The sequence below is a fragment of the Bosea sp. NBC_00550 genome (assembly GCF_026020075.1).
Lineage (GTDB): Bacteria > Pseudomonadota > Alphaproteobacteria > Rhizobiales > Beijerinckiaceae > Allobosea.
In genome coordinates this window covers 1,970,920-1,984,112 of record NZ_CP102772.1, presented here as the reverse complement: position 1 = coordinate 1,984,112, position 13,193 = coordinate 1,970,920, and the positions used below count along the sequence as shown (strand labels likewise).

Below are 13,193 nucleotides of genomic sequence, written 5' to 3'. Positions count from 1 at the left end.
GGTTGCCGCATTAACGGTTCCTTAACTCACGCTAGAATTGCGTGCAATGGGCCAGTGCCGGGACGGTTAATTCCGAAGCACAATCAGAGAATGCCGAAGAGATCCCGGAACTGGCGCCAACGACCGCTAGGTCAGCGAATGCCCGCTAGGGTGCACAGAGCACAGATTTTAATCTGCACATACTTATTCGGCGACGAGGTGCTTAATTGCCGTGTTTTCTAACGCGGCGCCGAGGTTTTCAAATTTCCAGGGAACGCGGCTGCCTAATTAAGAGGCGATGCCCGCTATCCGCGCTAGCGGGATACAGATCCAGGTCCTAATCCTTTTGGGTCAGCGACCACGGCCGGCCTCTGATCATACGTTTCTCACGCCAGGGGCGTTTTCCGGACGATCGCGCCAATCAGATGGCGCTCACGTACGTCACTAAGCACGAGCGTGGATCCATAGATGCACGAACCCGCTGTGATCCCGGTATAAACCCGAGGCATCGGACCGAGCGCGCGAGCCGGAGATCCTCGATCCATTACCGCCCCGTGCACATCACGAAGCTGGCGAAAAGCGGTTTAGCAACGATGGAGAAGTACCGAACACGCTGACCCAGAGCACCTTCCGCACGAAGGCCGCGGTCACCGTCACGAATGGCAGATGCCGGCTCGTCAGACGCAACAAGTATCACCCAAATGCAGTGGATCCTCGCGAAACGCGCTGATCGCCCGCAAACCGATCCGGCTCGACACTTTCGTCAAGGCCAGCCGGGCCGCACGGGCGATCTGGGCCACCATGGTCCGAGGGCAGCCGCTTGAGGATCAGCCTCCAACCAGCGCGCTACGCGCGCATAGGAGGTTGCGAGGACAACATACGAGATCCGCGCCGGTCAGACTGAGGATGAGGACAACCCGCGGGGGTCGAGGGGGTCGAAGCCCGCAAAGCAGAATGGGACCTTATCCGCGGAAACCATCAGGGCCAGCCGACGATGTTCGGTGGGTTACTACCGCATCTGATCCGCAGATCGAGGCTAGGCCGGGCGCACGTCGCCGTCCACAAATCGCCTCAGTTGGCCCTCGACTTCCGTGGCACGGCCGGGCGATAAACTTGGCCGTCGAGCAACAGCGCCAGGGGATCATTGTCGACGTTCTCGGGCGCGCTGATCCGGGCGCGCGCGACCGGGCTCAATCCGAGTGCCTCGCCGGCAAGATGCATCTCCTTCGACGCGAGGTTCTGGATTCGGACCAAGGGCGACATCGCCAACTGGCCGGTTGAGCCTCTGCTGAACATCGTCAACGCCCCGATCTTGCGCTGGCATTCGCGGAACCTCGCCCACGCGACGCACATCCTTTCGACCGCTTGGCTGTCGGCCAAAGTGAGCAGGCCGGGTGGCATGCCGGCCTCGATCTGTTTCCACAAGCCCCGCTGCTCGTCGTCGAGATAATCGGGCATCAGTGGCCGGCCACAGCTCTCGACGCTGTTCGGGATAGGTCGATGCCCGCGCCGGCCCTCTAACTCGCGGACGCGACGCGGCTTCGGCGGGCGTCCTGCTGGCATCGGCGGTGCTCCGAACGTGGCAAGTATCTGCGCGGAGAGAATGGACACAATCTCGATTATTGTACTTCAAAATTCGTTGAATTTCGGGCCGCCGCAAGCGCGGGGCTACGGGTCGGTTCCCGGAGGCCCCGGCCGGGCTTGCAGACCTCCCCCCGGCCTCGGCTCCATCCGCTAGCCGTCCTCGCCTGCCTCACGGCGCGCCGCTTCCCGTTCGTACGCCTCGGCCTTGGCAAGGTAGACCGCAGCCAACTGCTCCTGCTGGTCGGCGATTGTCCGAGCCTCCTGAGGTGTCAGCCGCTCGACTGGAACCGTGACGCGCTTGCCGTTCCGCACGACCGAATAGGCTCTCCGCAGGTGCGAGTAACCGGGCACGATGTCGGAAAGGGTCGGGCAGCTGCGGCGGCCCGAAGTGGCGCTGCACCAGCTCGGTGATGTGGTCATGGGCGCATAGCCGATAGAACTCGGCATCCGGGCCGTGGAAGCCGCCTTTGCGGGCTATGACCTCATTGACCAGATCGGCGACCGGCAGGGCCCTACGTTTTGCGCATTGCTCGTCAATAACCTCCTGAATAAGCGCAACAAGTTGGGCTTCGGCTTCGTCTTCCGGGGATGTTCCGTTCATGACGCTCTCCTGATTGGCTGGCCGGGCCGGTTCGGTTGGTCGTCGGGCGTGGCCAGCGCCGGACGCAATAAGTTGCGCGTCGTCATCCCGATGCGGGCGAAGACGTCTTCGGCCTCGGTGGTGGACCGGCCGGGGTGGCAGGCCAGCCATTCGGTGATGCAGCACTGCCGGGCGCAGGCTTCGGCCTCGGGCCGGGGCATGTGGTCCTCGTATTCGCGCTGGCCGGCGATCTCGTCGAAGCGGCAGGCCCAGTCCTCGGGCGATCGGCCATCCTCGCCGGGCGTCAGCATTTCGATGATCTCGGGCTCGTTCTGGCGCAGTGCTCCGAGCAGGATGCGGGAGGGCGGGATGGCTGATCGCAGGCGCAGCCGTGATCCGTCTGCCTCGATCTCGATCCCGGCCGAGCGTGCTGCCTGCAGGGTGGCGAGGGCGGTGCTCATGGCAGGCGAGCCGGTCGCGCGTTTTGCCAGGGCTGGGCTGACGCTCTGGTGGGGCAAAGCAGTCGCTGCCGGCGACAGCCGGGCAAGCGACCGGCGCAGCTTTTGCGCCGGTTGCCCCACCAGAGCTTTAGCTCTGGCAAAAATGGGACCGGCGCAGGCATTTTTGCGCCGGTTGCGCCGGTCTGCGCCGGTTGATGATTTGAACCGGCGCAGAGGGACATTCTGTCGGGTTTAGGTGCCATCGTCGCACCTCGAACCCGGCCATTTTGTCAGGTTGATTTTGAGCCCGACGCGCTTCTTCCGGTGCCGGTCTGAATACTCGGTTGCGACCAGTAATCCGCTGTCGAGCATGTCGCTGATCAGCCGCTTGGCCTGCGCTTCCGGGCAGCCGAACTCGCGCATGAACAGCGTGCCGACCCAGCGCGATTTGTCCCCGCTGTTGTTGTGGGGGGTCCAGAGCGCTCCGGTCGGCCGGCCGTCCTTGTCGAGGATGCCAGCCTCGATCTTGTCGAGAGCGCCCCGAACGGCAGCCGGCGAGACCTCGGTAAAGGCAGCATGCGGATCCCAGGGTTCGAGCACGCCGACCTCGTCGCCGTCGGAGCCGGCTGGACCGTTGGCGAGCGTGATGCCCTCGCGGCGAAACCAGCGCGCCTCGGCCGAGGGCAGGCTGTAATTCATCTTGGCATCGTCGATCCTGACATAGCGCCGCGCGTCGGCCTCGGGCAGGCCGAGCTTGACCGCCTCGTCGGGCGCCATCGGGGCGATCGTGACGACGCAGCGCGCCACGCCGATCATGGCGGAGGCGCCGCGCACCATGTCGGCGTTGCCGGAATCGCCGTTGCGGTTCTTGCCCGCATGCGGGACGAGCACCACGGCGGCTCCGGTCTCGCGGGCGATGCGGCGCCAGATCCCGACGATGCGCTTCATCTGGTCGTTGGAGTTTTCCTCGCCGTCGAAGGTCTCGCCGAGCGGGTCGATGATGACCATGTCGAAGCCGTGATGGCGGATCGACCGGATGATCTCATCGACGCGTGGGGTCTCGATCACCGTCCTCTTCTTCGGGTCGAACCGCGCCACGACCAGGTCGGCCAGGCGCCTGACCGAGACCGCCGGGCTGAGATCGGTGCCGATCAGGTCCATGCTTCGCCGAACCGCGCAGAAGCGCCGGTCCATCTCGTCGTCGTCCTCTTCGAGGTTGACGGTCAGCACCTTGAAGGGCCGCGGCAGGCGCCAGCCGCCCCAGTCGACGCCGGCCGCGGCTGCGAGCGACAGATGCACCGCGAACATCGACTTCCCGGCCCCGGCCGCGCCACCGATCAGGCTGACCTGGCCGGGCAGCGCCAGACCGGGGATCAGCCAGCGGCGCTGGGGGATGCCTGCCTCGTCGCCGGGGACCGAAGGGCGAAGCGGCAGGTCGGCGTCGGGTTCGTTGATGGGCTCGGTCTCGGGATAGTCCGCGGCGGTGAGGCCGGGATTCTTCATCAGGTCGGTGTTGAAGTCGTCGTCGCCGAGCGGTCGGCGGATCTCGACGATGACGCCGGCCTCGACCAGCCGCTCGGCCCGCTTACGCGCGGCCTCCTCACCGCCCTGGCCGGCGTCGGCGAAGACGGTGGCGCGCTTGAGCCCAGGCGGCATAGGCAGGTCGCTGCTCGTGCCGAGCATGGCCCAGACCGGAACGCCGAAGATGGCCTGCGCCGAGAGCGCGGTCTCGATGCCCTCGGCGTAGCCGAGATGGCCGTACTCGGTCATCGGCGAAAGCTGGACCGCACCGCCCTTGATCTCACCCCAGGACAGTTTTGACTTTTTGCCCATGTCGTCGCGTTTGCGGGCGCCATCCTCGGCCAAATAGATCACATGGTGCCCAGGCGTCGGCTTGCCGTCGCCGTAGCGCGGCTGGGCGACCAGTGCGGGCCATTTTGGCAGATCCCGATGCGGGGACAGGGCGGGGTGAAACCAGACGCCGCTCTGCGGGCATGGGATCTCGCGATAGGCGAGGTAGCGCTCGGCGATCGAACCCTTGATCGGCAGGCAGTCACCGAGGATCTTCTGGCTGCGCTGGCGCTCGGCTTCGCGCTTGGCTTCATCATCCGCGTCGGGCTCGTCACGATCGGCATGGCTATTCTCGGCCCGCCCGGAGCGTGGCGGCGGTGTCTTGAAGGAATGGCCGTTGCTGCGCGGCCGGTCATCGTCCTCGCGCCGGAAGATGCCGCCCTCGTCGGTTAGGAAGTCGTGCCAGACGCCGGCCTTCTCGCCACGGGTAGCGACCGAATAGCGGTCGTTCTTGCCGAGGCGCAGTTCGTCTCGGCCGCGGCTGTTCACCTTGCAGCCGAATTTGGCGGCCGCCAACATCTCGATCTCGACGGCGGAGAGCGGCTCGTCGGTGCCGCGATAGCCATTGCCGTGCATGGTCGCTGGCCTCCGTTTGGAGATGCCGGGGACTGATCGACAGGCATGCGCGCGCTTGTTAGATTTCACACTCTTGGAAAGCGAAATCTGACAACCCGCCGCGGCGCTGCTTCGACCGCCCCGTGGCGGTTCATCCGTTTTGCGAGGGGGCGGTTTCCGTAACAACCTTGCGCGGTCTGCCGCGAGGGCGGCAAGCGAGAGGCGCAGCCTCTCCTTCGATCTGCTGGTTGACGTGGCCCAGAGGTTCGGGCTCGGGCGGCGGGATGATACCCAAGAGGCCGCACACTCGCGGCAATTCGTCGTCGGGAATGATTTTCATCCCGCCCAGCTTCACAACGCGAACCTCTCCATTCGCAATCATCTTATTGACGATCCGATCCGACTTTCGGATGCGCTGGGCAAAAGCATGTGGGGAATAGCCGGAGCCGGGTCTCTTCGGGCGAAGGCGGTTCATGACGTCCTCCAACAGATGTCGAACAAGCTGACAAATTAGGTTTGTCGGTATTAATCCCTTTGTCAACGGACATAAATCGTTCTGTTGCGTTTCGCGTGCTTTCCCGCTAATCCTTGATGACAAAGCGATTGGAAGCGGGACTAACCGATGAGAACGAGGCTGATATTTACGGGTCGTCGCTTTCGCCGGGCCAAGCCCGGGGAGCCTTACGAGATCACGCTGAGAAGCGCGCGCGACTGGGCTCCGGTAAGCAAGAAGGTTGTCGTTGACCTCACAACAACCGGGGTCGGACAGGAATGGACCGCCGACGCACCGGCAGCGTTCTGGCGAAGCTTCGCGGCCATCGATCCCGCGGACGGAGAGGCGGCCGCATCGTTCTGTCGCCGTCACGGCGAACCATTTGACCGCCTTGCACCTGACAAACCTGCCAGCACATCGGATTGGCTGGAATTACTGGACGCATTGCGAGCTGCTGCTGGCGCGTGGGAACCGCTCGGGCCGGACGGCGTCAGCCGGATCACGCGCGACAGCGATCGCCTTCGATCCGCCCGATGCTTCCTGCGAGATCGCAATCTCACGATCGAAAATGACGTCAAACCCGAGCAGAACTTTAACACGGGCGGGTTCCACAACCGCGCCAAGGTGCTCTTTGCTTTTATGATCCAAAGTGCCGGTCATCACCTCGAAAACGAAACACCCATGCGCGCCTGCATCGAATGCCTCGACTATTTCGAGCATCAACGTTCCGATGCGCGCTTCTGCTCCGGCCGGTGTCATGTCGCGTATCAGCGCCGGTCTGCGGCCAAGAATGCGGGAAATGCGTGATGGCCTATGTTCGGAAGGAGACCAGCGTCAGCGGCAGGACGTTCTTCAGGGCGGGCTGGCGGGAAACGGCCGCCGATGGCAAGTCGCGCGAACGCTCCAAGAGCTTTGAAAAGGAACGCGACGCGAAGCTCCATGCTGCTGCGATGGAAACCGCCCATACCGGTATCGTTGCGGGTGATCCCGATGACCGGACTGTCGCGGAGTTTTTCAGGCTTTTCATCGACGTGCTCGAAAGCCAAGGCAAGTCGCCAGCGACCGTGCGCACTTACGCCCAGAGCTTGACGAAGCTCGGCAAGATCATCGGTTCCATCAAACTGCGCCGTTTGAGCGCGGCTGACCTTGACAAGGCCTACGCCACACTTCTGAAAACCGGTGGCGTGAGCAGGCGCAAGCCGAAGGTCCCGGGCAAGCACGAAACGAAGTCACTCAGCCCAGCCTCCGTTCGTGTCGTTCATACGGCAGCCCATGCGGCGCTACAGCAGGCCCGGAAATGGCGATGGCTCGTCAGCAATCCTGCTGCCGATGCGACGCCGCCCACCACTGTGCGAAGCGGTGCGCGCAATCTCGCCGACGATGAAATCCGACGACTGCTGGCGATCGTCGGAGATCCGGATTTCCAAACCGAGGTTTACGATCACATTGACCTGATGGTGTCGGTCTTAATGCTAACCGGGATGAGACGCGGCGAACTCGCCCCGCTCGCTTTCGACCAGATCGATACAGAGCGCAGCGAGATCGCGATTACGCGCTCGGTCAGCGTCGGACCGGGGCGCGTCCCGGTGCTGCGCAAAGTAGCGAAGACCCAAAAGTCGCTGCGCCGGATCAAGCTGCCCCCAGCCTTCATGGCACGGCTTATGAGGCATCGCGCTACCATCCTCGAACAGGGGCTGAAGTGGGGGCCGGGCTATCAGCGCGAGCCGCTTCTGTTGTTCCCGACCCTGGGCGGGGAGATGTTTCACCCGGACCGCATCACAAAGCTGATGGAGCGCGTCATGCGACGCGCCAAAGTTAAAGGCGCCCAGCCCTGCCACGCATGGCGTCATTCCTGCGCGACCGATCTCCTCGCGGCCGGGCTCGACGCCGTGACAGTAGCGCACCGGCTCGGCCATTCGAGCCCGCGGATCACGCTTGAGGTTTATGGCCATGTGAAGGACGAACGGGCCGAGGCGGCGGCAAATCTGATGGGCGATCGGCTCGCCAGTCTTAGCGCCTCCGAGGGGTGAACAAACGGGGGGCGCCGATGCGGTCCATGCGGTGGCGATGCGGTGAAACCGGAGCAAAAATCGAAAACAACGAGACAAACGAGGATTAATGACGCACAACGATGAAGCAGATTTCGTACGTAGATCAACGACTTGCAGGAGAACGGCACGGAACGGTAAAAACGCCGCAGTGCGGGCTTGTTATCTCGCGCATATCTTCGATGGCGAGTGATCCACCCGGCTTTTCGAAAGCGATATGATGAACTCTGCCGAGACCGCCTATCCCGAAGCCCTGCCTCTGCCGGCTGAGAACCCCTTCGCCACGCGCTGGGAGACGCCGTTCCGGTTGCCGCCCTTCGGCGCGATCAGGCCCGAGCATATCCGCCCGGCCTTCGACGCGGCGCTCGCCAAGCACAAGGGCGAGATCGCGGCGATCGTTGCGGACAAGGCCGCGCCCGATTTCGCCAACAGCATCGAGGCACTGGAGCGGGCAGGGCGGGCACTCAGCCGCGTCGGCGGCGTGTTCTTCAACCTGACCGGTGCCGACACGAACGAGGCGCTGCAGGCGATCGAGCGCGAGATGTCGCCGATCACCTCGCGGCACTGGTCGGCGATCATGATGGATGAAGGGCTGTTTGCTCGCGTCGATGCGGTCTTCGCCGGACAGGACAAGCTTGGACTCGATGCCGAGCAGGCGCGGCTGCTGGAACGGACCTACAAGGGCTTCATCCGCTCGGGCGCGAAGCTCGGCGCGGACGACAAGAAGCGTCTCGCCACCATCAACGAGCGGCTGGCGGGGCTCGGCACGCAGTTCAGCCAGAACGTGCTGAAGGACGAATCCTCCTATGCGCTCTTCATCGAAGACGAGGCGGGCTTGGCCGGGCTGCCGGAGTTCGTCAAGGCTGCGATGGCGCGCGCGGCGGCCGACCGCGGCAAGCCCGGCCAGCATGCGGTGACGCTGTCGCGCTCGATCATCGAGCCGTTCCTGACCTTCTCGACCCGCCGCGACCTGCGCGAGGAAGCCTTCATCGCCTGGAGCAAGCGCGGGGAAAACGGCGGCGAGAGCGACAACCGCGCCATCGTCGCCGAGATGGTGAAGCTGCGCGCCGAGAAGGCGAAGCTTCTGGGCTATGCGACCTTCGCGCATTTCAAGCTCGACGACGCCATGGCGAAGACGCCGGAACATGTGCGCGGGTTGCTCGAACTAGTGTGGAAGCCGGCCAAGGCGCGGGCGGCTCGCGAGGCTGCCGACCTTGCGGCGCTCGCTCAGGACGAGGGCGAGAACGGGCCGATCCGCCCCTGGGACTGGCGTCACTATGCCGAGAAGGTCCGGCAGAAGACCTATGCGCTCGATGAGGCCGTGCTGAAGCCCTATCTGCAGCTTGATCGTGTCCGGCAGGCGGCGTTCGATGTCGCCGGCAAGCTCTTCGGGCTGTCCTTCGCCGAGCGGCCGGAACTCGCCGGCTATCACCCCGATGTGCGCATCTTCGAGGTGACGGAAGCGGCGAGCAGCCGGCATATCGGGCTGTTCATCGGCGACTATTTCGCCCGCTCCTCGAAGCGCTCGGGCGCCTGGATGAGCGCCTTCCGCGGCCAGCGCAAACTCGACGGCGAGACCCGGCCAATCATCGTCAATGTCTGCAATTTCGCCAAGCCGGCCGAGGGCAAGCCCGCGCTGCTCTCGATCGACGACGCGCGCACACTCTTCCACGAGTTCGGCCACGCTCTGCACGGTCTGCTCTCGGATGTGACCTATGGCTCGCTCGCCGGCACGGCGGTGGCGCGCGACTTTGTGGAGCTGCCGTCGCAGCTCTACGAGCACTGGTTCCTGACGCGCGATGTGATGCGGCAATATTGCCTGCATGCCGAGACGGGCGAGCCGATCCCGGAAGCGCTGATCGAAAAGATCGAGAAGGCCCAGACGTTCAATCAAGGCTTCTCCACCGTGGAGTACACCTCCTCTGCGCTGGTCGATCTCGCCTTCCATTCGCTGGAGGCGCCGGCCGAGGTCGATCCGCTTGCCTTCGAGGCGGCGGAGCTGAAGCGCATCGGCATGCCCGACGAGATCACCATGCGCCACCGCACGCCGCACTTCACCCATGTCTTCTCGGGCGACGGCTATTCGGCGGGGTATTACAGCTATCTCTGGTCCGAGGTGATGGACGCCGACGCCTTCAACGCCTTTACCGAGACCGGCGACGTGTTCTCAGCCGAGGTGGCGGAGAAACTGAAGCGCTACATCTATTCGGCCGGCGACACCCGCGACGCGGCAGAGGCTTACACGCTCTTCCGCGGCCGGCTGCCGACGCCGGATGCGCTGCTCGAAAAGCGGGGGCTGGCCGCGTAGGCCAGGGCGTCATTCTCGGGCGAAGCAAAGCTTCGACCCGAGAATCTCGTGACGAGAAGGCGGTGGTTTACGAGATGCTCGGGTCAAGCCCGAGCATGACGCGCAAAGTTCAGCCCGGATAGCCGAACCTCGTCTTCGTCGCCCGGATCTGGCTGATCGCACCCGCGTCGTTGCCGGCCGAGCAGGTCGAGCGGGCACGGGAGATCTCTCCGCTGACGCGGTCATGCACGCTTTTGGTCGTGTGGCCGGTGGCGAGATCGTTGTCCATCACGGCCTGGAAGCGCTCGACCTCGCCGGAGCAGCCGGTGCCCGAGGGCATGCGGAAGGTGCTTGGCGTCACGCCGGGCGCGGCCTGCTCAGGCCGCGGGGCAGGGGGCGCGCTGACCGTCGAGGTCTGGCAGGCAGACAGCAGCAGCGCCGCGAAGGCCGCGGCGAGGATCGGTGTGGCGCGCATCGGGGAGGCTCCGTATCTTCGAGCCGGAACCATGACCGATTCCATCCCGCGGGCAAAGGCGTCCCGCATGGGCCGGGGGGTTAGCCCCGATCCGGCATGAAGAGGGCGACGACGGTGAAGAAGCCGGCCCCCGCCGCCGCCAACCAGATTGCGTCGAGGCCGATCCGGCTATGCGCGGCGGCTCCAACGACAGCACCGCTGAGCAAGCCGAGCCAGAGCGCGAAATGGCGCAGGAAGGCGAGCTTCGGCCCGCCGAGCAGGGCGCCGGCGAGGCGCTGGCCCATCTTCACCAGCGTGCCGGTCATGTAGGTCAGGCCGATCGTGACCTCGCCGTCGCGCTGGAAGACTGAATTCTCCGCGCCCATCGCCAGGGCGAGAACGCCGGCTGCGGCTGTGCCGAATCCGATGGTGTCGAGACCGGCCGCGAGGATCAGCACGAGCGTGACGAAGGCGAGCACCGCCGCCTTGCGCTGCCTCTTGCCGAAATGGCTGACCAGCGAGCCGCAGACGACGCCGAGGACGAAGAGGCCGAGGATCGTCGCGGCCAGGACGATGCCACCCGCATGCCGCCCGGCCAACTCGATGCCGAGGCGCGTGGTGTTGCCGGTCATGAAGGAGACGAAGAATCCGCCGAGGCTGAGGAAGCCGAGAGCATCGACAAAGCCGGCGAGCCCGGAGAGGCAGAAGGCGAGCCCCATGTCAGGGCGGTCGTAACGCATCATCGGCGCGTGACTCCGAGTGTTTTCAGCCTGGCCGTCGCGGAGCGCGATTGGCGGCCGAATCGCGCGCTGCGATGATAATCCACAGATGGCGACCGTCGTTATTTCGCGACGCATGAGACATATGCTTGCGCTTCGCCCGCGCTTTCGGTTACATCCTGTCCCGTCGATTTGAGGAACGCCCGTGGTTTCGACCGCCCGCCATGACCTGACGAAGGACTGCGCCGCTGCGCAGCTCGTCGGCATGCGCGCTTGCGCTCCCCTCGCTCGTGCTCCGTTCTCGCTTCTTGGCCTTCTTCTCCTTAGCTGCCCCTGAGGGCCGGCCGGGCATGCTGCCTGGGCGCTCAGGGGAGTGACGAGAACCGCCGACAGCAAACCCAGCGCCCGCCTTTTCCGATCTCGCGGCGCACCGACACCGGAAGCAGACCATGACCAATCCGACCCAGACGGGCTCCGCCAAAGACCGCGTATTGATCTTCGACACCACCTTGCGCGACGGCGAGCAGTGCCCCGGCGCCACCATGACCTTCGAGGAGAAGCTGGAGGTTGCCGAAGCCCTCGACATCATGGGCGTCGACATCATCGAGGCCGGTTTCCCGATCGCCTCGGAGGGCGATTTCGAGGCCGTGTCCGAGATCGCCCGCCGCACCAAGCGCGCGACGATCGCCGGCCTTGCCCGCGCCGTCAGCATCGATATCGCGCGGGCCGGTGAAGCCGTGCGCCATGCCGTGAAGCCGCGCATCCACACCTTCGTCTCGACCTCGCCGATCCATCTGGAGCACCAGATGCGCAAGAGCCAGGAGCAGGTGCTGGAGATCATCACCGCCACCGTGACGCAGGCCCGCAACCTGGTCGAGGATGTCGAGTGGTCGGCGATGGACGCCACGCGCACGCCGATCGACTATCTCTGCCGCGCGGTCGAAGCCGCGATCAAGGCGGGTGCGACGACGATCAACCTGCCCGACACGGTCGGCTACGCCACGCCGGACGAATATCGCTTCATGTTCAAGTCGATCCGCGAGCGCGTGCCCAACGCCGACAAGGCGATCTTCTCGGTGCATTGCCACAATGATCTAGGCTTGGCCGTCGCCAATTCCCTGGCCGGCATCGAGGGCGGCGCGCGTCAGGTCGAATGCACGATCAACGGCATCGGCGAGCGGGCCGGCAACGCCTCGCTGGAAGAAGTCGTGATGGCGCTGAAGGTGCGCGGCGACGTCCTGCCCTATGAGACCGGCATCGATGCGTCGCATCTGATGCGCGTGTCCAAGGCGGTATCCACCGCCTGCTCCTTCCCGGTGCAGTACAACAAGGCGATCGTCGGCCGGAACGCCTTCGCCCATGAGAGCGGCATCCATCAGGACGGCATGCTGAAGAACCAGTCCACCTACGAGATCATGACGCCGGAATCGGTTGGCGTGACCAAGACCTCGCTGGTGATGGGCAAGCATTCCGGCCGCGCCGCCTTCCGCTCCAAGCTGAAGGAGATGGGCTACGATCTGGGCGACAACCAGCTCGAGGACGCCTTCACCCGCTTCAAGGCGCTGGCCGACCGCAAGAAGCACGTCTACGACGAGGATATCGAGGCGCTGGTCGACGAGAACATCGCCACCGCCCATGACCGCATCAAGCTGGAATCGCTGACCGTGATCGCCGGCACGCGCGGCCCGCAGCGCGCGACGATGAAGCTCAATGTCGACGGCCGCTTCGTCACCGAGGAGGCCGAGGGCAACGGGCCGATCGATGCCGTCTTCAACGCGATCAAGGCGATCGTGCCGCATGAGGTGGCGCTGGAGCTCTACGACGTCCATGCCGTGACCGAGGGCACCGACGCCCAGGCCGAGGTGACGGTACGGCTCGCGCGCGACGGCTCCTCCGTCACCGGGCGCGGTGCCGATCCCGATACGCTGGTGGCCTCGGCCAAGGCCTATCTGGCCGCGCTCAACAAGCTGATCGCGCGGGGCGGGCGCCTGCACGCGCAGGCGGCGGAGTAAGAGCCACCCGCCGTCATTCTCGGGCGGCGCATCGCGCCGACCCGAGAATCTCCGGACGCGAAGGCGCCGGAGCCTCGTTCGGCACGAGATGCTCGGGTCAAGCCCGAGCATGACGCTTTCGTCCCCTGATTCCGGTGGATGACGCCGCCGCGATCTGGCGCTGGCCGGCATCTTGCCCTCATCTGCTCTTC

11 protein-coding genes are annotated in these 13,193 nt (G+C 65.0%); 4 read left to right on the top strand and 7 right to left on the bottom strand.

Annotation, left to right across the window (positions count from 1 at the left end; all coding sequences use genetic code 11):
• Window positions 1–1,050: 1,050 nt before the first annotated feature.
• The 5 genes from NWE53_RS09470 to NWE53_RS09450 all read right to left on the bottom strand — a co-directional run bounded on the left by NWE53_RS09470 (window position 1,051) and on the right by NWE53_RS09450 (window position 5,464).
• On the bottom strand, window positions 1,051–1,437 hold the full coding sequence (locus NWE53_RS09470) for a phage terminase small subunit P27 family (RefSeq protein WP_265054065.1): 387 nt from the start codon (window positions 1,435–1,437) through the stop codon (window positions 1,051–1,053).
• Window positions 1,438–1,713: 276 nt separating this feature from the next.
• The gene (locus NWE53_RS09465; protein ID WP_265054064.1) at window positions 1,714–1,983 is read right to left on the bottom strand and encodes a hypothetical protein; all 270 of its coding nucleotides are present in this window, start codon (window positions 1,981–1,983) and stop codon (window positions 1,714–1,716) included.
• A gap of 177 nt (window positions 1,984–2,160) precedes the next feature.
• A complete protein-coding gene (locus NWE53_RS09460; RefSeq protein WP_265054063.1) occupies window positions 2,161–2,604 on the bottom strand; it encodes a hypothetical protein in 444 nt (147 codons plus the stop codon).
• Between the two features lie 231 nt (window positions 2,605–2,835).
• Window positions 2,836–5,010 (bottom strand): AAA family ATPase, encoded by a 2,175-nt coding sequence (locus tag NWE53_RS09455; RefSeq protein WP_265054062.1) that lies wholly within the window; start codon window positions 5,008–5,010, stop codon window positions 2,836–2,838.
• Window positions 5,011–5,140: 130 nt separating this feature from the next.
• The gene (locus NWE53_RS09450) at window positions 5,141–5,464 is read right to left on the bottom strand and encodes a hypothetical protein (protein ID WP_265054061.1); all 324 of its coding nucleotides are present in this window, start codon (window positions 5,462–5,464) and stop codon (window positions 5,141–5,143) included.
• A gap of 147 nt (window positions 5,465–5,611) precedes the next feature.
• On the opposite strand from NWE53_RS09450, the gene NWE53_RS09445 reads away from it, so the two are divergent.
• From NWE53_RS09445 to NWE53_RS09435, 3 genes are all read left to right on the top strand, one after another.
• Entirely contained in the window at window positions 5,612–6,289 is a 678-nt protein-coding gene (locus tag NWE53_RS09445) for a hypothetical protein (RefSeq protein WP_265054060.1), read from the top strand.
• Window positions 6,289–7,512: a tyrosine-type recombinase/integrase gene (locus tag NWE53_RS09440; RefSeq protein ID WP_265054059.1), complete on the top strand. Its 1,224-nt coding sequence runs from the start codon at window positions 6,289–6,291 to the stop codon at window positions 7,510–7,512. Before NWE53_RS09445 ends, NWE53_RS09440 begins: the two co-directional genes overlap by 1 nt.
• Before the next feature lie 238 nt (window positions 7,513–7,750).
• Window positions 7,751–9,838, top strand: coding sequence for a M3 family metallopeptidase (locus NWE53_RS09435; protein ID WP_442865022.1), 2,088 nt, complete (start codon window positions 7,751–7,753; stop codon window positions 9,836–9,838).
• Between the two features lie 109 nt (window positions 9,839–9,947).
• Here NWE53_RS09435 and NWE53_RS09430 read toward each other — a convergent pair whose 3' ends face one another.
• Window positions 9,948–10,292, bottom strand: coding sequence for a hypothetical protein (locus NWE53_RS09430; protein ID WP_265054058.1), 345 nt, complete (start codon window positions 10,290–10,292; stop codon window positions 9,948–9,950).
• An 80-nt stretch (window positions 10,293–10,372) separates the two neighbouring features.
• A complete protein-coding gene (locus NWE53_RS09425; protein WP_265054057.1) occupies window positions 10,373–11,014 on the bottom strand; it encodes a YoaK family protein in 642 nt (213 codons plus the stop codon).
• A 425-nt stretch (window positions 11,015–11,439) separates the two neighbouring features.
• Here NWE53_RS09425 and NWE53_RS09420 point away from each other — a divergent pair, with 425 nt between their 5' ends.
• The gene (locus tag NWE53_RS09420; RefSeq protein WP_265054056.1) at window positions 11,440–13,002 is read left to right on the top strand and encodes a 2-isopropylmalate synthase; all 1,563 of its coding nucleotides are present in this window, start codon (window positions 11,440–11,442) and stop codon (window positions 13,000–13,002) included.
• The last annotated feature ends 191 nt before the right edge of the window (window positions 13,003–13,193 follow it).